Below are 20,117 nucleotides of genomic sequence, written 5' to 3'. Positions count from 1 at the left end.
TCGTCCTGCGCCGGACAGCCTTCTGGCGACCGGTTAATCTCTCCCCATGGGCAACATCAAGGACATCCCGGTCACCTCTCTCGACGGCTCCGAAGTCTCGCTGAAGGACTTCGGCGGACCGCTGCTGATCGTCAACGTCGCCAGCAAGTGCGGCCTCACCCCGCAGTACGAGGGCCTCGAGCAGCTCGCGAAGACCTACGGCGACAAGGGGCTGACCGTCGTGGGCGTGCCCTGCAACCAGTTCATGGGCCAGGAGCCGGGCACCGCCGAGGAGATCGCGACCTTCTGCTCGACCACCTACGGCGTCACGTTCCCGCTGCTGGAGAAGACCGATGTGAACGGCGACGCGCGCCATCCGCTGTACGCCGAGCTGACCCAGGCCACCGACGCCGACGGCGAGGCCGGCGACATCCAGTGGAACTTCGAGAAGTTCCTCGTCAACGCCGACGGTGAGGTCGTCAACCGTTTCCGTCCCCGCACCGAGCCGACCGATCCGACTGTCGTCGCCGCGATCGAATCCGTGCTCTGAGTCGATTTGGGGGCACCCGGTAAGCTGACCAGGCGAGAACTGATCAGTAGAGATTGAGGAGCGGTGCCATGGCGCGAGTGGTGGTCGACGTGATGCCCAAAGCCGAGATTCTCGACCCGCAGGGGCAGGCCATCGTCGGCGCACTGGGTCGGCTCGGGTTCACCGGGATCGGCGACGTCCGTCAGGGCAAGCGCTTCGAGCTCGAGGTCGACGACACCGTCGACGACGTGACCCTGGAGCGGATCGCCGAAGAGTTGTTGACCAACACGGTGATCGAGAACTTCAACGTCTCCCGGGTCTCGGAGTAGGCGGCATGACAGCTCGTATCGGTGTCATCACCTTCCCGGGCACCCTCGACGACGTCGATGCCGCCCGCGCGGTCCGGCTCGCCGGCGCCGAACCCGTTGCGCTGTGGCACGGCGACGCCGACCTGAAGGGTGTCGACGCGGTCATCGTGCCCGGCGGCTTCTCCTACGGTGACTATCTCCGCGCCGGAGCCATCGCGCGCTTCGCGCCGGTCATGGGTTCGGTCGTCGAGGCGGCGGGCAAGGGCATGCCGGTCCTGGGAATCTGCAACGGATTCCAGGTCCTGTGCGAGGCCGGGCTCCTGCCGGGCGCGTTGACCCGCAACGAGGGTCTGCACTTCATCTGCCGCGACGAGTGGCTGCGCGTCGAGAACAACACGACCGCGTGGACGACGCGTTTCGAGCGCGGCGCGGAGATCCTGATCCCGCTGAAGTCCGGCGAGGGCCGCTACGTGGCGTCGGAGCGCAAACTCGAGGAACTCGAGGGCGAGGGTCTGATCGTCTTCACCTACCCGGAGCGCAATCCCAACGGGTCGGCACTCGACATCGCGGGGATCTCCAGCCCGAACGGCCGGATCGTCGGTCTCATGCCGCATCCCGAGCACGCGACCGAGGCCCTGACCGGCCCGAGCGACGACGGGCTCGGCCTGTTCTACTCGGTGATCGACTCGGTCCTCGCCTCGGTTTGAGTGCGTCCGGATGAGCGACGCAGCGCCGAGGATTCCGACAAGCGCGTCGGCGGCCGGGCTCGGTGAGTTCATCGACGCCTCGCCGTCGCCGTTCCACGTCTGCGCCACGGTCGCCCGTGAGCTCGAAAATGCGGGATACACAAGGCTTTTCGAGGAGCAGGCGTGGCCTGCTGCGGTCACCGCGGCGTCGTCGAAGTCGTATGTGATCCGCGGTGGCTCGATCATCGCCTGGGAGACCGGCGACGGTCCCGCCTTCCGCATCGTCGGCGGCCACACCGACAGCCCCAACCTGCGGTTGAAGCAGCATCCCGACCGCACGTCGGCCGGGGTGGCGATGATCGCGCTCGAACCCTACGGCGGCGCCTGGCTCAACTCCTGGCTCGACCGAGATCTCGGCCTGTCCGGTCGCCTCGCCTACCGGGCGGGAGATCAGGTGGCGCACACCCTCGTCCACGTCACCGAGCCGGTGGTGCGGGTGCCGCAGCTGGCGATACACCTGTCGGAGGACCGCAAGGGCGTCTCACCCGATCCGCAGCGACACCTCAACGGTCTCTGGGGTCTCGACGACGCCACGCCGGACGTGCTCGGCTGGGTCGCCGAGTACGCGGGCATCGACCCCGACACCTTGCTCGGCTGGGAACTGATGACCCACGACGTCGCGCCATCGGCGGTGATCGGTGCGGCCGAGAACCTGCTCAGCGCACCGCGTCTGGACAATCAGGGCACCTGCTACGCGGGTCTGCGGGCGCTGCTCGACGGGTCGTCGTCGGCGCATACGCGAGTGCTGGCGCTGTTCGACCACGAGGAAGTCGGCAGCGGCTCTGAGCGTGGCGCGGCGTCGGACTTCCTGGCCTCGATCTGCGAGCGGATCGTGTTGTCGCGCGGCGGTTCCCGCTCCGACTATCTGCAAGCGATGGCCGGGAGCGTGTGCCTGTCCGGCGACATGGCGCATGCGACGCACCCGAACTATCCGGAACGCCACGAGCCCGGCCATCGCATCTCGATCGGCGGCGGCCCGGTGCTCAAGGTGAACCAGAATCTTCGTTACGCCTCGGATGCGTTGGGAGAAGCCATCTTCGCGGTGGCGTGCGACGATGCGGGCGTGCCGATGCAGCGATACGTCCACCGCGCGGATCTGCCCTGCGGCTCGACGATCGGACCGATCACCGCGACCCGCACGGGCCTCACCACGATCGACGTCGGCGCGCCGCAGCTCGCGATGCACTCCGCGCGCGAACTGATGGGTGCCGCCGACGTGCCGATGTATTCCGCTGCGTTGCAAGCCTTCTTGGCTCGGAACTGAATCAGTAGGAGCGGGCGAACCCGAGCACGTTGTTCACGTACTCCATGGAGTTGTTGTAGCGCAGGATCGCGGTGGTCAGCGACGCCGGGTTGCGCAGGTCGAGACCCTCGTCGCACAGGTAGCGACCGGTGGTCAGCGCGGCGTCGAAGATGTTCTGCGGGTCCGCTTTGCCGTCACCGTTGCCGTCTGCGGCGTAGGCCTTCCAGGTGGACGGCAGGAACTGCATGGGGCCGACTGCGCGGTCGTAGGCCGCGTCGCCGTCGAGCTCACCGCCGTCGGTGTCGCTGATGACCTCGTTGCCGCCGAGCGAGCCGTCGAGGACGGGGCCGAAGATGGCACTGCGCAGCACACCGTCGGGATTGACGTTGCCCTGGTCGGCGTGGTGGGACTCGACCTTGCCGATGCCGGCGATGACCTTCCAGTCGATGCCGCAGCGCGGGGTGGTGTCGGCGAGGGTGCTCGCGGCCTTCTTGTAGGCGTCGTAGTTGGTCACGGGGACCGCGCCGGAGGTGACGCTCGCCGGGCGGATGACCGGGGCGGGTGCCGGCGTCGGGGCCGGGGCGATCGGATGCGCCCGCGCGGCGGGGGTGAGCGCGGGGGCCGCGGTGGCCGTCACGCCCGTGGAGAGGCTGCTGGGCTCCGGGGCGGCTGTCGGGTGCGACAGCTCGGCTCCTGCGGTGGCCGCGCCCGCCAGGACTCCGACGGGGAGGAGGGCCGTGGCCCACAGCGGTGTGCGTGTTTTCTTCCGTGGCTTGGAATGCTTACCCAAAACTTACTGACCTCACGTGTACTGCTCGTGGTTCGTGCTCTCGGAACCGAGCCGACCGTACACGTGGTCGTGAGCAAAGCGTTATCTTCCCGTGACCAACAAGGGTATGGACAGCGGGTCAGGTTTGTGTCTTCGCAGGTAGTCGGGGGCAGCCGGTCTCCGATGTGAGACGGCCCACACGCGCCTCAATTCGGACGCAGAACGGACATCGTGGAACCCTCGCTGAGCACGATGTAACCCTCGACGACCTTGATCAATCCGGGCGAACCGACGCCCTGTTCCCAGGCCACACTGTTCTCAGGTGTCAGGGCAGTCAGCTGGCCCTGGTTCGACAGGATCATGGTGGTGCCCGTCGATCCGATGCAGGCCGGATTGGCCAGGATTGGCTGCTCCGGACCGGGCGGCGGACCGCTGCCGATGTGATCGCCGTCGGCGAGCGCGTACGTCGTCCGCGACCCGTCGAGGCGTCCGAAGTTCACCAGTGAGCCGCAGGCAATGGCGCCCGACTTCGACAGTTCGCGGTCGCTGATCCGCCACAGTGCGCCCTGCCGAGCCGGATCGCGCACCTCGTACTCGCCGCGATCGGCGAAGATGCGGTTGGAGGCGGTCAGCAGCGGCAGTGTCGACGGCCCGGATTCGACCTGCAGGCCCTCCGAGTCGTCGACGGGGTCGGGGTCGACGCGTCCGTTGATCGTGGCGTACGTGGTGACACGCTCGGCGTTGTAGTCCTGGTGCTCGACGGTGACGCCCGTCGGATAGAGGGCGATGTCGCACTGGTCGCAGGCGATGCGGTTGTCGCCGTTCGTCGGGTTGACCAGGAACTGGCTGGCATCGGCGGTCTTGACGACGACGATGTCGCCGGTGACCTCGATGTCGACGACCGGTGCCGCGAAGGTGCGTGCCCAGATGGTCTTGCCGGCCGGCGTGTTCAACGAGAGCTGGTGACCGACCCGGTTGACCCGTAGGAAGTTGTTGCCGAGTCCCACGACCTTCTTGGTGTCGAGGTATCGGGCCGTCTGCGTCGGGACCCCGGCGTCGTCGACGAGATAGAAGCCGTCGTCGAGCGGGGTGCCGAGTTGGACAGCGCACCCGACCTGGCCGGCCTCGTTGAAGGCGCAGTCGCCCTGGCCGGCGTTGACCGGGGAGTCCCAGAGGAGACGGCCGTTGCGGCGGTCCACCATCGTGAACGAGCGGCCCAGACCCGACGGGTAGGCGATGAGCCAGCCCTCGTCGGAGGTGTCGACGACCTGAATGGTCACCTCGTCGCGATAGTCGGGGAGATCCTCGTGGCCGACGATGGTCCAGGCGATGGACGGCGCACGGTGGTAGTCGCGCAGTTCCCCGTAGGCGTACTCGGCGTCGTCCACCTGGTACTTGCCGCCGGAGAGCACCACTCCGACGGTGACGAGCATTGCTGCGCAGAGGATCAGTACGACCGTCCCGATGCCGAACGGCAGGCGCGCGGAAAGCGCCCGGGCGCGGGAGCGTGAGGACATGGCTAAGAGTGAACCATGGCGTTTCCGCGGGCCACGAGGTGCACTGTTCTCTATGGACCCACTGCAGGATGTACTGGTGACCCTCACGGTCGTGACCACGGGACTCAGCGCCGGTGTGCTGGCAGGTTTCGGCTACGCCGTGATCCCCGGACTGACCCGCGCCGGCGCCGACGTCGCGGTCGTGGCGATGCAACGAATGAACACTGCCATCCTCAATCCGCTGTTCGCGGTCATCTTCGGCGGTGGAGTCGTGTTCGGTGCCCTCGGTACCTGGGCCGCATGGAATGACGGGCTGCGCTGGTGGGTCCTCGCCGCGACCCTCCTCACGCTGCTCGGCATCGTCATCACCATGACGGTGAACGTCCCGGCCAACAACCGCCTCGATGCCGCCGCCGATGTCCACGGCACGGAGGCAGACCGGGTCTGGGCGGAATTCACGTCAGTGTGGATGCCGTGGAACATCGTTCGATCGGTGCTCACCACCGCTGCGGTCGTCGTCCTGGTGGTCGGGTTGCTCGTGGGTTAGAACGGGGGCGGGCCGTCCGCGGCCTCGCGGCGTTCGCGCTCGCGGAGGTTGCGGGCACGTTCGGCCCGCCGGCGTGCGTGTTTGTGCGCGAGCCGGTTGCTGGTGGGCGGGGTGTCGTCCCCGGTGATGACCCGTGGTGTCGGTGGGGCCTGGGGTGGCTGTTCGTAGCGGATACGACGCAGGTTGGGGAAGGAGTCCTCGAGGTTCTCGGCGTCACCGGGAATGACGAACCCTTCGGACGTGCGGTATTCGGTGACCAGGTGCCCGTCGTCGTCGCGGTACTGGACGTCTATCCAGTCGCCGAACGTCTTGTGTAGATGCCCGAACCGGCACTTGGCGTTCAAGTTCTCACTCGCCGTCGCCCCACCCTGGGCGGGGTTGGTGTGGTCGTACTCGGTGACGTGGTCGAGATCGCTACCGAAAGCTGAGTGGGCGCAGCCGGGTTCGGTGCAGTACCCATCGCGGACACGCACGAAATCGGCGCACGCAGCCGTGGGTCGGTACGGGTCGGCGGCTTGCGCACCGGGGTAGACGATCACGACGTCGTTCGACGGGACGTCCTCGACGACGATGCGGGCCGGTGGTGTGCGGACCGGGGTGACGGGTGTGATGGTGGAGTCCGACCGTTCGGCGAGATCGCGGACGTGGTCGTCGGAGATGACGCCGGCGCCGTCGACCCAACCGACCCCTGGTGCCCCGGCGAGGGTGGCGGCGTCGGTGACGACGTGGATGACGACCTCGGTACTCACCGACCGGACCACCTCGGCGGGGTCGGGGATCTCGGCGTCACAATCCTCACGCCCGCATTGGCAGTCGAAGATGGTGCCGGTCAACAGCGCGAACATGGCATCGGAGTTGCGCTGGTTACGGTTGCGGCCGTCGTGCGCACACACGGTATCGGCCAACGCTTTCACCGCTTGTGCCGCGATGCGAATGTTCTCCGCGGCCATCACGCCGGTGATCTCACCGGTGCCGTCGGTGAAGTTCTCGGTCCACATACCGCGCTTGTCCAACGCTTCACGACGCCGCTCCCGCACCGCATCAGGATCGTGACGGAAGACGAGGCGGTCGACCATGTCACGCAGCTTCGGTGTGGTCCAGGCGCCCTTCCTGGTGCGCAGGATGGTTTCGATCTCGGTATCGAGGTCCGCGATGGCCGCGGCGTCGGAGATGAGGTCGGTGCGGGAGATGACCGTCTGGATCAACTGCCGCGACAGGATGCCGTCGCGCAGGGTGGTCAGCACTTTCGGTAGCCGGTCCCGCAGGGCGAGCGCTTCACCCACCCACTGATCGGCCTGGTAGCGGGTGATGGCGGCTTCGCGGCAGACCCGGGTCACCATCTCGGTGTAGCGGTCGATGAAGAATCCGCCCTGAGTGTTGACCACGAGCTGGTCGTAGACGGTGACGATCGACTCATACCGGCACCACGCCAGATAAGCCTCACCATGGCGGATCGAACCGAACCGTTCCATATGGGTTGCGGTGTCGGATGATTCGGGGTGGGCAGGATCGACCCCGGCGAGGAACCCGCTCGGTAGATCGGTCCACTTGCTCACGCTGCCCCCACAACGTCTACAGCCCAACCTGGATGGCTGAATCTGTTACCAACCAATGTAGATCAACCCACCGACATACTCGGATCCTCATCCACAGGAAATTCGAGGTAACCGGTTGTGCGGCAGCAGGTCTCCTCGGATTGAAGTCTGGCCGTCGGGCCGCTCAGAACAACTGACCGAGGTAGAACTCCGCTCCCTGGTCGTCGGTGCATCGGGCCGAGACGCCGTATGGCGCAGTGCGGGGTTCCTCGAGGACGCCGCCGCCGGCAGCGCGGACACGCTCGACCGCTGCTTCGACATCATCGGTCACCCACATCGGTACTGCGACGGAAGTGTCGGCGCCACCGGCGATCCCGACCTGGGGTCGGCCGTCGTCGACCTCCCAGCCGTCGTCGATCCGCCCGCCGTGGAACGTCCAGCCGAGTACCGAACCGTAGAAGTCGCGGAAGCGGGCGCTGTCCGGGGTCATCACGGTGAGGTAGCTCATCGCTCCGATGCCGCGCGGGTGTTGGTCGGGTCGGACGTCGCCGGGTTCGGGGGCGAACACTGCGAAACGCACGCCCTGCGCATCGACGGCATCGACGACTCGGTGACCGTCGGGGCTCGTCCCGAACTCGCCCTGTCCGCCGGCCGCGACGATACGGGCTTGTGCTGCCTCGAGATCGTCGACGGCATACGCGCAGAACACGGTTGGTTCGCCGTCGGTCTCGAAGATCCCGAGCCGATGCCCGACGTTGATCACGCGACGCCCCTCGGGATCGAACTCCCAGCCGAGGGTGGCGGCGTAGAAGCGTCGGGCCCGCGCGGCGTCGGGGATGTTCAGAGACATGTAGCCGATGTCGCCCTGACGAATCCGATCGGAGAGCTGCGCCTTCGACGGCCCGGTCAGCATCCAGCGGTGACCGAACGGGTCGACGATGACGCCGGTGCGTGAGCCATACGCCTCGTAGGGTTCACGGGTCACGGCGGCGCCCGCGCGCGCGGCGGTGGCGACCGCGGCGTCGGTGTCGTCGACGGCGAGCATCAGGCTCACCGAGACGTGGCCGGGATCGGGCGCCCGCAATCCGAGGTCGGGGAACTCGGCGGCGAGATAGATTACGCCGCCGCCGATCTCGAGTTCGGCGTGGCCGATGGACCCGTCGTCCATCACGATCGGCTCACCACGGAGCCGAGCACCGAGGTTTGCGGTGTACCAGTCGATGGCGGCCTGCGGCTCTGCCACGGTGAGGTAGGGGAGTGCGCCGGGTCGCTCGACCACGGGCAGCGCGCTCGTCGCCTCTACGGTGGCGGGCTCGTCGAATTGTGTTGCGGTGGACATGATGACTCCTTGCGGAAGTGTCGCCCCGCGTTCGAGTCGGTCGCGCAGGGACGCGGCGAAGTCGCGGTCGGGCTGGACAGGATCGTCGAAGCCGGGGGTGTCGGCTGCGCGCAGTACGTGCAACGGATCCCGTGCCTCGCCGAAGCGTGCGCTGTTCCGGGTGTTCATGCGTGACCTCCTCTCCCGCTGCTCTGGCGTTGTGGTTCGGGGTAGGCCGCGCGGAAGGCACGCTTCGCGCGGGTGAGAAGCGCCTCGGTGGCACCGACCGTGCGACCGAGGATCTCGGCGCATTCGCCGACGGGAAGGTCGTCGACGTAGCGCAACGTGAGCACAGCGCGGTGGATCGGCGTCAGCTGCCCCAGCGTGTGGTGGGCGACCATGCGGTCGAGTTCGGTGTCCCATGGGTCGTCCCCGTGGTCGGGTACCTCCTCGACCGGTTCCGGCGTGCGTTGGGCGCGCCGCCAGTGATCGGCGAGCTTGTGCCGCGCGATCCCGATCAGCCACGGAGTGGTCGGTTCGGTGTCCCGGTGCCGACGGACGGAGTCCATCGCGGCCAGGAAGGTCTCCGAGGTCACGTCCTCTGCAGTCCGCCGATCCGCGCAGCGACGGACCACGAACCCGTAGACGGCCGGAAGTGCCTGGTCGTACACCGCCAGCAGTCCCTCTGGTCCAGAAGACGCCGATTGGTCGCTGCTCACGTCTTCATCGTCGTGCGTGGGCGACGGAACCCGACGCCCTTCGGCGAAGTTTTTTCCTAGCGCTTCGACGCCTCCGTCGTGAACGCCGCGATCTCCGAGGCCACCGCCCGCGGCTGGTCCAGCGAGACGAACGTCCGGGCATCAGGGACCTCGACGAACCGGGCGCCCTCGCCGTGGGCTCCGGGGAAGACCGAGGCGAATCGTCGACCATGTTCGAGAGTGAAACACCGGTCGTCACGACCCCACACGAACCGCACGGGCAGCTCGACCCGTGACATGCGTGGGGTCACCGTGGTTAGCTCCGCCGGGCTGATCTCGCGCAGGAATGCGATGAAGTCGTCGCGGATGCGGGCGTCGCTCTGCAGGGGAGTGAACATCGAACCGGTGAGACCAGGGTCGGGGTCGTGGAGGAGCAAGCCGACTCCGAGCGGGGAATGACGCAGAGCCTTGAACCGCATCGCTTCGACGAGCGGCTTCAGCAGGAGTCGCTGCCGCATCAATGCGAAGTCCAGTCGAAACGGTTGCGGCGGAAACAGATCGAAGGCGTCGCAATTGGTGAACACGAGGCGGTTGACGAAGTGCGGGTCCTCGTCGAGGGCGAACTGGGTGACCGCGCCGCCGGTGTCGTTGGCCACCAGTGTCGCCGACGACAGGTCGAAGTGCCCGACGAACTCGCGCAACAACCGGCTGGCACCGCGCGGTGAACGGTCCGCATCCGGTCCCCACGGGATTCGGTGTGAACCGAGCGGCATCAACGGCACGAAGCACCGGTGACCGCGTTCGGCGAGGAGTTCGGCGACCGGTTCCCACAGCCGGTGATCGACGACGGCCCCATGCATGAAGACGATCGGCGGCAGGGTGGAATCGGTGGGTCCGTATGTGGCGTACTCGATGACCCCAGACGGGAGTTCGACGGTCGGCAGCATGTTGGCCATGGCGAGGTCCGCTTCTCGTAGACTCAGTGAACTTACGAACACTGAGTACGAAAGTTACGTGCAGACTGTATGAAAGTCAATCGTCGGACCCAGGCCGAACGCACCGCGGCGACCCGCGCGGCGCTCATCGCTGCAGGTCGCAAGCTTTTCGGTGAGCGCGGCTTCGCCGACGTCGGCACCCAGGAGATCGTCGCCGAAGCCGGCGTGACCCGCGGCGCGCTCTACCACCAGTTCGATGACAAGAAGGGTCTGTTCACCGCCGTCTACGACGCCGTCGAGCAGGACGTCGTCACCCAGATCGCCGAGCGATCCGCCGAACTCGCGGCCGACAACCCGATCGCCGCCCTCAAATCGGGTATGCGGCTGTTCCTCGAGCTCTGCACCGAGCCCTCGGTGCACCGGATCACGCTCGTCGAGGCGCCGTCCGTCCTCGGCTGGGCCCAGTGGCGAGCACGCGGCGAGGAGTTCGGCTTCGCCCTTGTCGAAGGGCTGATCAAGGCGGCGATCGCCGCAGGCCAGGCCATCGACCAGCCGACCCGGCCTCTTGCCCACGTGGCGATCGGTGCGCTCGACGAGGCGGCGCTCTACGTCGCCGCGGCCGAGGATCGAGACGCGGCGACCGCGGAGGTCGCCGCGGTTCTCGACCGCGTAGTCGATTCGTTTCGGGCCTAAGCCAGGTCGGAGGCGGCTGCGCCGAATGGGCGTCCGGTTTCCTGGACCCGGTCCACAGCCGCGCTGAGCTCGTCGAATCCGCATCGAACCGCGCCTGTACGCACACGAAGTGCGTTGAGAGCGACCCGTTTCTGACCCGGCATGATCTCGTTCAGAGTGGCTGTCGGTAAGACGAAGAAATCCCATTGGTCGAGCTCGAGTGGGTCGGCAACGACGGGATCCGTAGCGGTGTGGACGCAGAAGACGTAGATATCCGCCGATCTCAGCCGTGCATTCGACGACGTGTTCGTGCGGGCGTCCCACGCGTAGCGTTCAGCGATCGAGAACCCCAGCGAGTTCGGGGTCGTGGGACCCCAGGACTGAAGATGCGCGGTGGACTTGACCTCGACGCGGACGCCGTTCGGTGTCACCAGGTCGAAAGCGTCCCATTCGCGCCTGCTCTCATCGGCGCGCAGGCAGTCGAGCGCGAACCCCACGATGTACTCGGCCAGTTGGCCACGCAACGAGTTGCTCAGAAGATCCGATGCCGACCAGGACCAGAAGTCGCCGAGCGTCGCGGAGAGTTGTCGCCCTCGCAGCGTCAGGGGTGTGTCCGGCGCACGCCGTGGGGCGGGCGGCCGGTCGGTCAACCCTGTTCCATCAGACGTGCAAACTGCTCCCAAGTCATGTCGCGCGTCGGTCTCTTCGCATCTCGCGCCCACCAGGTCACACCGCCGCGCGACAACCCGATCTCGCCGAGCTTGACCTCGTCGGCATAGACCGACAGAGAAGTGTCGCCATTTCCGACGTTCACAGGCCTGGACGGCAGTCTCATATCAACTCGGTGCTGCGGCAACGTCGACCTCCTGACGGGTGCGATTCCAAAGTTCGGGTGTGCGACCGTCGGGGAATCCGAAGGCATCACGTTTGAGCTCTGTATCCAGGTTGAGGCAGACGTAAACGCCGTGGCCGAGCGCAGATCCTTCCGCACCCTCCGGTGAGCGATCTACCGCGCTGCCGCCACCAACTCCGCACACCGTTCCCCGACCAGCATCACGGTGATGTTCGGGTTCACGGTGGTGTGTTCGGGGAAGACCGACGCGTCGGCGACGCGCAGGCCTGCGACTCCCTTGACCCGCAGCTCGGGGTCGAGCGGCGACATGTCGTCGTCCGGCGGTCCCATCCGGACCGTGCCCACGGGGTGGTAGACGGTGTTGTGGGTGCGTCGGATGTAGTCGGCGAGCTCCTCGTCGCTGGTGGTGTGGGGTCCCGGATAGAGTTCGCGCGCAACCCATTCCTGCAGTGGTGCGGCCGCGGCGATCTCCCGTGCCTTGCGGAGGCCGGCGGTCATGATCCGCATGTCGTAACCCTCGGGGTCGGTGAAGTACCGGGGGTCGACGCGCGGCTTGTCGCGGAAGTCGCGAGATCGCAGCTTCACCGTGCCCCGCGACCGTGCGTGGGTGACGTTCGGCGTCAGGCAGAAGGCGTTCTCACTGGTGGGGTAGCCCTGACGCAGCGTGTGCATGTCGAAAGGCACGCTGCCGTAATGCATCATCAGGTCCGGCCGGTCGAGTCCGTCGTCGACGGTGGTGAAGATTCCGGCCTCCCACCACTGCGTCGACTCCTGCGTCATGGGCTTCTTCGTCTCGAAGCCGATGACGCCCTCGGGGTGATCCTGCAGGTGTTCGCCGACACCGGGGGAGTCGACGAAGACGTCGATCTCGTGCTGACGGAGATCGTCGGCGGGCCCGATCCCCGAGAGCATCAGGAGTTTCGGGGTGTCGATGGCGCCGGCCGAGACGATCACCTCGCGTCCGGCATCGATCCTGGACGTGCGTCCGAACGCGTTGTCGGTGATCTCGACCCCGACGGCACGAAGCTCGCCGTCGACCTTCTCGATGACGATGCGCTTGGCCCAGGAGCCGGTGCGGATGGTCAGGTTCGGGCGGTCGAGGTGGGGGTGCAGGTAACTCACCGACGACGACGCGCGGACTCCGTCGGGCCGGCGGTTGATCTGGAAGAAGTTGGCGCCGTTGACGACCGTCTTTCCGCTGTTGAACTCCGCCCTCGGGATGCCGACCGCCTCACAAGCGTCCAGCACGGCGACACCGCACGGGTCGTTCGGCGGGACCGTCATGATGTGGACCGGCCCGCTGCGGCCATGATGATCGCCGGGGGCGTCGTTGGTCTCGATCTGGGGGAACAGTCGGTACAACTCCTCCGAACCCCAGCCCGCGCACCCGAAATCGCGCTCCCACGAGTCGAGGTCTTCACGCGGCGCCCAGAAGGCGATGCAGCTGTTGTGGGAACTGCAGCCTCCCAGGACTTTTGCGCGAGCATGCCGCATGAAGTCGTTACCGTTCTCCTGCGGTTCGATGGGATAGTCCCAGTCGTAACCGGATTCGAGCAGTTCCATCCAGCGATCGAGGCGCAGGATCGCGTCGTCCCCGACGTCGGACGGACCGGCTTCCAGGAGACACACCGTGACCGACGGGTCCTCGGACAGCCGGGACGCCACCGCCGCACCCGCCGAACCGCCTCCGACGACCACGTAGTCGTACGACTCGCTCACTGTTGCTGCCCCTTCCGGTCTGCAAACCAACCGGTCACGCCCGGCCGAAGATTCTCGTAGACGTGCTTTGCCTCGCGGTACTCGGCCAGGCCCGACGGCCCGAGCTCACGGCCGAAGCCGGACTGGCCGTAACCGCCCCACTCCGCCTCGGGGAGGTACGGTCCGAAGTCGTTGACCCACACCGTTCCTGCCCGGATACGGCCGGCGATGCGGCGTGCGCGGGCGGCGTCGGCCGACCACACCGCGCCGGCGAGGCCGTAGACGGTGTCGTTGGCCAGCGTCACTGCCTCGTCCTCGGTGGTGAAGGTCTCGACGGTCACGGTCGGCCCGAAGGCCTCGTCGTGCACGCAGGCCATCGAACGGTCGGCGCAGTCGATGACGGTGGGCAGGTAGAACCATCCGTCGTCGAGCTTCCCCGAGCCCTGGTCGCCGGTCGCGAAGGCGCCACCCGTGCGGATCACCGCACCGTCGGCACGTGCCTTCTCGACGTAGGCGTGCACCTTGTCGCGGTGGGCTTCGGAGATCAGCGGCCCGGTCTCGGTGCCCTCGCTGTAGGGGAGTCCGAGACGGATCTCCTCGGCTCGACGAACCAGCTCGTCGACGAACCGGTCGTGGGCCGACTCCTCGATGATGAGTCGCGCGCCCGCCGAACAGACCTGGCCGGAGTGCAGGAACGCGGCGTTGAGCGCGTTGTCCACCGCGGCCGCGAGCAGCTCGTCGGTGGCGCAGGCGTCGGTGAACACCACGTTGGGGTTCTTGCCGCCTAGTTCGAGTGCCACCTTCTTCACCGTCGCCGCGGCCTCGCGGGCGATGACTCGCCCGGTGACGAGTCCACCGGTGAACGACACCAGATCGACGTCGGGATGCGACGACAGCGGGGCGCCCGCATCCGCGCCGGCACCCAACACGAGGTTCGCGACCCCGGCCGGAAGGCCCAGGCCGTCAAGCACTTCCAGGAGCAGGATCGAGGTGTGCGGCGTCAGCTCGGCGGGTTTGAGGACGAAGGTGTTACCCGCGGCCAGCGCCGGTGCGACCTTCCACGCCGCCTGCAGCAGCGGATAGTTCCACGGCGTGATGAGACCGCAGACACCGACCGGCTCGAAGACGATGCGTGAGTCGGCATCGGGTGACCCGGTGTCGACGACACGGCCGGCGTCCTGGGCGGCCAGCTTCCCGAAATAGCGGAAACAGTTCGCGATGTCGGTCATGTCGATGTCCGATTCGTACGGCCGCTTGCCGGTGTCTAGCGTCTCGGCACGAACGAAATCGTCTCGGCGGGCGTCGATCTGATCGGCGACACGGAGCAGGAGATCGCCGCGTTCGGCAGCCGGGGTGGCGCTCCACTCCCCGGCATCGAAGGCGCGCCGGGCGGCGGCGATCGCCGCCTCGGTGTCCTCCGCGGACGCCTCGGCCACCACGCCCACCACCGAATTGTCCGCTGGGCAACGAATCTCACGAGTCTTGCCGGACTCGGCGGCGCACCACCGGCCGTCGATGTAGAGAGTGTCACTCATGGAGCGGGTGCTCCTTCCGGGTCGCTGTCGGGTATGTCCGTCTCCGCGACGGTACCGGCGCTCGCGGAGCCGGCGGCGGGGCCGCTGGTGTCGGGGTCGTGGTCGACAGCGGTGTGGTCGTGATGATCGGACGCCGAGTCACGCAGATGGAGGTAACCGAGATGCCGTTCATACTGGTCGAGGATGTCGCCGATGATCTGTTCCCGGGTGTATCCCGACAGCGAATACCCCTGCGAGCCCTCGGTCAGATACACCTCGCACCGGAAGTACCGGTCGTCGGAACGCTGGGAACGGACCGCGTAGGTGGGCGTCGGCGCGGACACCGGCCACACGCAGTACTCGAAGGCCGGGACATCGGCCAGCTTCACGATCAGACGAGGAGACGGCAGGCCCTCGTTGGCGGCCGACTCGTCCACCGTCGCCGAAACGCCTTCGCGACCGAACTGTGCGGCGACCTCGTGCATCGCCGGGACCACCGTCGCCGTGATGTATCTGCGGGTTGCGATCCGGCCGGGGAAGCGGAGCGTTCCGATCAGGCGGTGTCGCCAACTGCTCTGCTCGGTCGGCCCGCGTCCGACGGCGATCACCTTCGGCAGCGTGGTGCGGTAACTGTCGAGCTTGTACGACTCGGTGCGGACAGCCCGCAACAGCGAGATACCGATCAGCCCCAGGACGAACGAGAACGGCAGGCCCATGATGACCGTCGCGGCCTGCAGGGTGAGGATCGATCCGTCGCCGCCGCCGGCGAAGAGCATCGACAGCGTCAGCAGGCCGATGGCGACCGACCAGAAGATGCGGAGCGACCGTGAGCAATCCGCCATCGGATCGTCGAGGCGGCTGGTGAAGTTGCCCATGACCAGCGACCCCGAATCGGCGCTCGTCACGTAGAACAGCAGGCCGGTGATGGTCGCGATGCCGATCAGCAGTGTCGCGCCCGGGTACTGCTCGAGCAGCGAGTAGAAACCGGCCTCGGGGGCCGATGCCGTCGTCTCGGCGAACTCCTTGTCGCCGCGGGCTGCTTGCAGGGCGCTGTTCCCGAAGATCGAGATCCACACCAGGATGAAGCTGAACGGGACCACCAGAACGCCGAAGACGAACTGCCGCAGCGTCCGTCCGCGGGAGATTCGTGCCAGGAAAAGCCCGACGAACGGCGCCCAGGCCACCCACCACGCCCAGAAGAACAGCGTCCAGCCGTCGACGAAGGCGCGGGCGTCGTTGCCGGGCTGTGGATTCACCTGATCCCAGGCGAACGTGTCGAGGGTGCGGTCGGCGAAGGTCGACACGTAGTCGCCCGCGTTCTGGACCAGACCGTTGAGGAGGAAGTCCGCGTCCTTCGCGACCGTGATGTAGATCAGCATGCCGATGGCCAGGATCACGTTGATCTCCGACAACCGCCGGATGCCCTTGTCCACCCCGGAGGTCGCCGACGCGGTGGCGATCACCACCGACAGGGCGATCAGACCGATCTGCGCCGCCTTGCCCTGCTCGATGCCGAAGATCTCGTTGAGACCGAAGTTCAGTTGCACCACACCGATTCCCAGCGAAGTCGCGATGCCGAAGATCGTGCCGAGTACGGCCGCGACGTCGATCGCGTCGCCCCACCGTCCCTCGACCCGCTTGCCGAAGAGCGGGTAGAGCGCCGCACGGATCGTCAGCGGCAGGTTGTGCCGGAACGCGAAATAGGCCAGGGCGCCGCCCATGAGGGCATACATCGCCCAGCCGGTTATGCCGTAGTGGAAGACGGTCCACGTCACGGCCTCACGTGCCGCGAAGTTGGTCTCCGCCGCGCCCGTCGGCGGGTTCAGGAAGTGCGTAACGGGCTCGGCGACCGAGAAGAACATCAGGTCGATGCCGATGCCCGCGGCGAACAGCATCGACGTCCACGTGAAGAGGCTGTACTCGGGACGGGATTCCTCCGGTCCGAGGCGGTACCGCCCGTATTTGCTGACGCCGAGGAAGACGACGAGACCGACGATCGCGGTGGCGAGGATGAAGTACCACCAGCCGAACCAGCGGGTGATGAAGTTCCGCACCTCGTTGATGACGGTCTCCGCGGTCTCCGGCGCGGCGAGCGCCCAGATCGCGAAGGCGAGCACGATGGCGGCCGAAGCGACGAAGACGGTCAGATTGACCGAACTCGGGCGTCGTGTCGGTTCCCCGGTGTCCGGGGTGTCAGGAGTGGACGGGATTGCAGGTCTTTCGCCGACACTCATGGCTTGTGACGCTAGCCTCTCCGAACTCGTGTGGTCGGGTGAATTGCCCGACTCACCGATCGCGGCGATGAACTCGGATGGTTCACCGACCCCTCGGGCAACACCGCTGTCGGTACTGTCGGCCGGACCCGCCTCGTCGCCCTTCGGCGGTGACCCGACGCCCCGTTCGCTCTGGGCGTAGCGAAGCGGGAACACCGCCCCGGCCTGCGCAGTTGTACTGTGCACATCCCCGCCATCGCGGTTGATCCGTGCACTCTGCACGGGCGTTAACTGCAGGTGCACCCAGGGCGACCTCTAGAGTAGAAGCAGGCTGGTCGTCGCCCATCCGCCCCGAGTGTCCCCCCAGAGCACACGAGGTGGTTCTCGCGGCGGCCGGGGCGCTAGCAATGTGAGGGAGAACAATGTTCGAACGGTTCACCGACCGCGCGCGACGGGTTGTGGTTCTGGCCCAAGAAGAAGCGCGGATGCTCAACCACAACTACATCGGAACCGAGCACATCCTCCTCGGCCTCATCCACGAGGGCGAGGGCGTGGCCGCCAAGGCGCTCGAGTCGCTCGGGATCTCCCTGGAAGGTGTGCGCAGCCAGGTCGAGGAGATCATCGGCCAGGGCCAGCAGGCGCCGTCGGGACACATCCCGTTCACCCCGCGCGCCAAGAAGGTGCTGGAGCTCTCGCTGCGCGAGGCCCTGCAGCTCGGCCACAACTACATCGGCACCGAGCACATCCTGCTCGGCCTCATCCGCGAGGGTGAAGGCGTTGCCGCGCAGGTGCTGGTCAAGCTCGGCGCCGACCTCAACCGGGTCCGCCAGCAGGTCATCCAGCTTTTGAGCGGTTACCAGGGCAAGGAGCCGCAGGAGGCGGGCACCGGCGGTCGCAGCAGCGAGACCGGCACCCCGTCGACCTCGCTGGTCCTCGACCAGTTCGGTCGTAACCTGACCGCCGCGGCCGCCGAGGGCAAACTCGACCCGGTCATCGGCCGGGAGAAGGAAATCGAGCGGGTCATGCAGGTCCTGAGCCGCCGCACCAAGAACAACCCTGTTCTGATCGGCGAGCCGGGCGTCGGCAAGACCGCCGTCGTCGAGGGTCTGGCGCAGGCCATCGTCAACGGCCAGGTCCCCGAGACGCTCAAGGACAAGCAGCTCTACACCCTCGACCTCGGTTCGCTGGTCGCGGGCAGCCGCTACCGCGGTGACTTCGAGGAACGCCTGAAGAAGGTCCTCAAGGAGATCAACACCCGCGGCGACATCATCCTGTTCATCGACGAGTTGCACACGCTCGTCGGCGCAGGTGCCGCCGAGGGCGCGATCGACGCCGCTAGCATCCTCAAGCCGAAGCTGGCCCGTGGCGAGCTGCAGACCATCGGTGCGACGACCCTCGACGAGTACCGCAAGTACATCGAGAAGGACGCCGCTCTCGAGCGTCGTTTCCAGCCGGTCCAGGTCGGCGAGCCGTCGGTCGAGCACACCATCGAGATCCTCAAGGGTCTGCGTGATCGCTACGAGTCGCACCACCGCGTCTCGATCACCGACGGTGCACTCGTCGCTGCCGCGACGCTGGCCGATCGCTACATCAACGACCGGTTCCTGCCGGACAAGGCGATCGACCTCATCGACGAGGCCGGTGCGCGCATGCGCATCCGCCGGATGACCGCGCCGCCAGACCTGCGCGAGTTCGACGACCGCATCGCCGACGCGCGCAAGGAGAAGGAAAGCGCCATCGACGCGCAGGACTTCGAGAAGGCCGCCAGCCTCCGCGACAAGGAGAAGCAGCTGGTCGCCGAGCGGGCCGAGCGCGAAAAGCAGTGGCGCAGTGGTGACATGGACGTCGTGGCCGAGGTCGACGACGAGCAGATCGCCGAGGTCCTGGGCAACTGGACCGGCATCCCGGTGTTCAAGCTCACCGAGGAGGAGACCACCCGTCTGCTCCGGATGGAGGAGGAGCTGCACAAGCGGATCATCGGCCAGGAGGACGCCGTCAAGGCGGTGTCGAAGGCGATCCGCCGTACGCGCGCCGGCCTGAAGGATCCGAAGCGTCCGTCGGGCTCGTTCATCTTCGCCGGCCCGTCCGGTGTCGGAAAGACCGAGCTCTCCAAGGCGCTCGCCAACTTCCTGTTCGGCGAGGACGACGCGCTCATCCAGATCGACATGGGCGAGTTCCACGACCGCTTCACCGCGTCGCGTCTGTTCGGTGCCCCTCCCGGTTACGTCGGCTACGAAGAGGGCGGCCAGCTCACCGAGAAGGTGCGCCGCAAGCCGTTCTCGGTGGTGCTGTTCGACGAGATCGAGAAGGCTCACTCGGAGATCTACAACACCCTGCTGCAGGTCCTCGAGGACGGTCGTCTCACCGACGGTCAGGGTCGTACGGTCGACTTCAAGAACACCGTCCTGATCTTCACCTCGAACCTCGGTACGAGCGACATCTCCAAGGCCGTGGGCATGGGCTTCTCGTCGAAGGACGACACCAAGTCCGGCTACGAGCGGATGAAGCAGAAGGTCAACGACGAGCTCAAGAAGCACTTCCGGCCCGAGTTCCTCAACCGAATCGACGACATCGTCGTCTTCCACCAGCTGACGCGTGACGAGATCATCCAGATGGTCGACCTCATGCTGACCCGAGTGGAGAGCGCGCTGAAGAACAAGGACATGGCGCTCGAGGTCACCGACCGTGCCAAGTCGCTGCTGGCCAAGCGTGGCTTCGATCCGGTGCTGGGCGCACGCCCGCTGCGTCGCACCATCCAGCGCGAGATCGAGGATCAGCTCTCGGAGAAGATCCTGTTCGGCGACATCGCTCCCGGGCAGATCGTGCTGGTCGACGTCGAAGGCTGGGACGGCGAAGGCGACGGCGAAGACGCCAAGTTCACCTTCACCGGCTCGGAGAAGCCGCGTGCGGTTCCGGACGCACCGGTCGAGCTGTCCAAGGCAGGCGACGGCGGCTCGGACGCGAGCTGACCTGAGCTGATCTGACACAATCGGCGGCGTCACCCGAAAGGGCGGCGCCGCCGTTGCGTGTGCGGCGCGACGAGCGAAGGTCGCACTGACAGAGC

At 66.9% G+C, this 20,117-nt stretch carries 17 protein-coding genes; 7 read left to right on the top strand and 10 right to left on the bottom strand.

What is annotated here, in order from left to right:
* Window positions 1-46 precede the first annotated feature (46 nt).
* The 4 genes from C5O27_RS01170 to C5O27_RS01155 all read left to right on the top strand — a co-directional run bounded on the left by C5O27_RS01170 (window position 47) and on the right by C5O27_RS01155 (window position 2,826).
* The gene (locus C5O27_RS01170; protein WP_006358392.1) at window positions 47-529 is read left to right on the top strand and encodes a glutathione peroxidase; all 483 of its coding nucleotides are present in this window, start codon (window positions 47-49) and stop codon (window positions 527-529) included.
* Between the two features lie 68 nt (window positions 530-597).
* Window positions 598-837, top strand: coding sequence for a phosphoribosylformylglycinamidine synthase subunit PurS (gene purS / locus C5O27_RS01165; protein ID WP_005201292.1), 240 nt, complete (start codon window positions 598-600; stop codon window positions 835-837).
* 5 nt (window positions 838-842) lie between these two features.
* Entirely contained in the window at window positions 843-1,523 is a 681-nt protein-coding gene (purQ, locus tag C5O27_RS01160) for a phosphoribosylformylglycinamidine synthase subunit PurQ (RefSeq protein WP_005201295.1), read from the top strand.
* A gap of 10 nt (window positions 1,524-1,533) precedes the next feature.
* Window positions 1,534-2,826, top strand: a complete 1,293-nt coding sequence (locus C5O27_RS01155; RefSeq protein WP_127961686.1) for a M18 family aminopeptidase — start codon at window positions 1,534-1,536, stop codon at window positions 2,824-2,826.
* A gap of 1 nt (window position 2,827) precedes the next feature.
* On the opposite strand, the gene C5O27_RS01150 is transcribed toward C5O27_RS01155, so the two are convergent.
* Together C5O27_RS01150 and C5O27_RS01145 are read right to left on the bottom strand one after the other, a co-directional pair.
* A complete protein-coding gene (locus C5O27_RS01150) occupies window positions 2,828-3,595 on the bottom strand; it encodes a lytic transglycosylase domain-containing protein (RefSeq protein ID WP_075862779.1) in 768 nt (255 codons plus the stop codon).
* 185 nt (window positions 3,596-3,780) lie between these two features.
* Window positions 3,781-5,091 carry an outer membrane protein assembly factor BamB family protein gene (locus C5O27_RS01145; RefSeq protein WP_006358395.1) on the bottom strand — a complete coding sequence of 437 codons (1,311 nt, stop codon included), beginning with the start codon at window positions 5,089-5,091 and terminating at the stop codon, window positions 3,781-3,783.
* 52 nt (window positions 5,092-5,143) lie between these two features.
* Between C5O27_RS01145 and C5O27_RS01140 the strand changes: the two genes are divergently transcribed.
* A complete protein-coding gene (locus tag C5O27_RS01140) occupies window positions 5,144-5,617 on the top strand; it encodes an anthrone oxygenase family protein (RefSeq protein ID WP_006358396.1) in 474 nt (157 codons plus the stop codon).
* On the opposite strand, the gene C5O27_RS01135 is transcribed toward C5O27_RS01140, so the two are convergent.
* The 4 genes from C5O27_RS01135 to C5O27_RS01120 all read right to left on the bottom strand — a co-directional run bounded on the left by C5O27_RS01135 (window position 5,614) and on the right by C5O27_RS01120 (window position 10,124).
* On the bottom strand, window positions 5,614-7,173 hold the full coding sequence (locus C5O27_RS01135) for an HNH endonuclease signature motif containing protein (RefSeq protein ID WP_127961685.1): 1,560 nt from the start codon (window positions 7,171-7,173) through the stop codon (window positions 5,614-5,616). The genes C5O27_RS01140 and C5O27_RS01135 overlap by 4 nt on opposite strands.
* A gap of 163 nt (window positions 7,174-7,336) precedes the next feature.
* Entirely contained in the window at window positions 7,337-8,659 is a 1,323-nt protein-coding gene (locus tag C5O27_RS01130) for a VOC family protein (RefSeq protein ID WP_127961684.1), read from the bottom strand.
* A complete protein-coding gene (locus C5O27_RS01125) occupies window positions 8,656-9,150 on the bottom strand; it encodes an RNA polymerase sigma factor (protein ID WP_127963729.1) in 495 nt (164 codons plus the stop codon). The genes C5O27_RS01130 and C5O27_RS01125 overlap by 4 nt, the downstream gene beginning before the upstream one ends.
* A gap of 95 nt (window positions 9,151-9,245) precedes the next feature.
* A complete protein-coding gene (locus C5O27_RS01120; RefSeq protein WP_127961683.1) occupies window positions 9,246-10,124 on the bottom strand; it encodes an alpha/beta fold hydrolase in 879 nt (292 codons plus the stop codon).
* A 69-nt stretch (window positions 10,125-10,193) separates the two neighbouring features.
* On the opposite strand from C5O27_RS01120, the gene C5O27_RS01115 reads away from it, so the two are divergent.
* Complete coding sequence (locus C5O27_RS01115; protein WP_127961682.1) at window positions 10,194-10,796, top strand: TetR/AcrR family transcriptional regulator; 603 nt, start codon at window positions 10,194-10,196, stop codon at window positions 10,794-10,796.
* On the opposite strand, the gene C5O27_RS01110 is transcribed toward C5O27_RS01115, so the two are convergent.
* The 4 genes from C5O27_RS01110 to betT form a co-directional block, all read right to left on the bottom strand.
* Window positions 10,793-11,425, bottom strand: a complete 633-nt coding sequence (locus C5O27_RS01110) for a hypothetical protein (protein WP_127961681.1) — start codon at window positions 11,423-11,425, stop codon at window positions 10,793-10,795. The two genes, C5O27_RS01115 and C5O27_RS01110, sit on opposite strands and share 4 nt — an antisense overlap.
* Before the next feature lie 356 nt (window positions 11,426-11,781).
* The gene (locus C5O27_RS01105; protein ID WP_127961680.1) at window positions 11,782-13,347 is read right to left on the bottom strand and encodes a GMC family oxidoreductase; all 1,566 of its coding nucleotides are present in this window, start codon (window positions 13,345-13,347) and stop codon (window positions 11,782-11,784) included.
* The gene (locus C5O27_RS01100) at window positions 13,344-14,861 is read right to left on the bottom strand and encodes an aldehyde dehydrogenase family protein (RefSeq protein ID WP_127961679.1); all 1,518 of its coding nucleotides are present in this window, start codon (window positions 14,859-14,861) and stop codon (window positions 13,344-13,346) included. Before C5O27_RS01100 ends, C5O27_RS01105 begins: the two co-directional genes overlap by 4 nt.
* Complete coding sequence (betT, locus tag C5O27_RS01095; protein ID WP_127961678.1) at window positions 14,858-17,074, bottom strand: choline BCCT transporter BetT; 2,217 nt, start codon at window positions 17,072-17,074, stop codon at window positions 14,858-14,860. The genes C5O27_RS01100 and betT overlap by 4 nt, the downstream gene beginning before the upstream one ends.
* A 401-nt stretch (window positions 17,075-17,475) precedes the next feature.
* On the opposite strand from betT, the gene C5O27_RS01090 reads away from it, so the two are divergent.
* A complete protein-coding gene (locus tag C5O27_RS01090) occupies window positions 17,476-20,022 on the top strand; it encodes an ATP-dependent Clp protease ATP-binding subunit (protein ID WP_127961677.1) in 2,547 nt (848 codons plus the stop codon).
* Window positions 20,023-20,117 lie beyond the last annotated feature (95 nt).

The organism is Gordonia alkanivorans (genome assembly GCF_004011905.1).
GTDB lineage: Bacteria > Actinomycetota > Actinomycetes > Mycobacteriales > Mycobacteriaceae > Gordonia > Gordonia alkanivorans.
This window is presented reverse-complemented; position numbering and strand designations above follow the sequence as displayed.

What these genes read in the sequence shown, in the direction of transcription:
- C5O27_RS01115 (WP_127961682.1), top strand. Translation starts at nt 10,194, where the DNA reads ATGAAAGTCAATCGTCGGACCCAGGCCGAACGCACCGCGGCGACCCGC.
- C5O27_RS01145 (WP_006358395.1), bottom strand. Translation starts at nt 5,091, where the DNA reads ATGTCCTCACGCTCCCGCGCCCGGGCGCTTTCCGCGCGCCTGCCGTTC.
- C5O27_RS01100 (WP_127961679.1), bottom strand. Translation starts at nt 14,861, where the DNA reads ATGAGTGACACTCTCTACATCGACGGCCGGTGGTGCGCCGCCGAGTCC.
- purS (WP_005201292.1), top strand. Translation starts at nt 598, where the DNA reads ATGGCGCGAGTGGTGGTCGACGTGATGCCCAAAGCCGAGATTCTCGAC.
- C5O27_RS01170 (WP_006358392.1), top strand. Translation starts at nt 47, where the DNA reads ATGGGCAACATCAAGGACATCCCGGTCACCTCTCTCGACGGCTCCGAA.
- betT (WP_127961678.1), bottom strand. Translation starts at nt 17,074, where the DNA reads ATGAGTGTCGGCGAAAGACCTGCAATCCCGTCCACTCCTGACACCCCG.
- C5O27_RS01140 (WP_006358396.1), top strand. Translation starts at nt 5,144, where the DNA reads ATGGACCCACTGCAGGATGTACTGGTGACCCTCACGGTCGTGACCACG.
- C5O27_RS01155 (WP_127961686.1), top strand. Translation starts at nt 1,534, where the DNA reads ATGAGCGACGCAGCGCCGAGGATTCCGACAAGCGCGTCGGCGGCCGGG.
- C5O27_RS01130 (WP_127961684.1), bottom strand. Translation starts at nt 8,659, where the DNA reads ATGAACACCCGGAACAGCGCACGCTTCGGCGAGGCACGGGATCCGTTG.
- purQ (WP_005201295.1), top strand. Translation starts at nt 843, where the DNA reads ATGACAGCTCGTATCGGTGTCATCACCTTCCCGGGCACCCTCGACGAC.
- C5O27_RS01090 (WP_127961677.1), top strand. Translation starts at nt 17,476, where the DNA reads ATGTTCGAACGGTTCACCGACCGCGCGCGACGGGTTGTGGTTCTGGCC.
- C5O27_RS01120 (WP_127961683.1), bottom strand. Translation starts at nt 10,124, where the DNA reads ATGGCCAACATGCTGCCGACCGTCGAACTCCCGTCTGGGGTCATCGAG.